Origin of the sequence: Xanthobacter autotrophicus ATCC 700552 (assembly GCF_043194565.1) — a bacterium.
GTDB classification, from domain to species: Bacteria; Pseudomonadota; Alphaproteobacteria; order Rhizobiales; family Xanthobacteraceae; genus Xanthobacter; species Xanthobacter autotrophicus_F.
The window spans coordinates 1-247 of sequence record NZ_JBAFVS010000120.1; the positions used below are offsets into that span (position 1 = coordinate 1).

Annotated in this window: 1 protein-coding gene; it reads left to right on the plus strand. The window is 66.0% G+C overall.

Features of this window, described 5'->3' with window-relative positions; translation table 11 throughout:
• Positions 1 to 34: 34 nt before the first annotated feature.
• Positions 35 to 247: MFS transporter (locus V5F48_RS25180; RefSeq protein ID WP_394260675.1), on the plus strand; the 213-nt coding region annotated here is incomplete at its 3' end.

Sequence of the window (247 nt, forward strand, 5' to 3'; positions counted from 1 at the left end):
TGCTCCGGCTCAAGACACCGATAAGCGCCCGTCGATTCCGAGAACCGTCTGGGCGCTCGGGTTCGTGAGCCTGTTCATGGATATCTCCTCGGAGATGATCCACGCGCTGCTGCCCCTCTTTCTCACCGCGACCCTCGGGGCCAGCGTGGCCGTGGTGGGCCTCATCGAGGGGGTGGGCGAATCCACCGCCGCCATCGTGAAGGTCTTTTCCGGCTACCTGTCCGACCGCATCGGCCGGCGCAAGCCG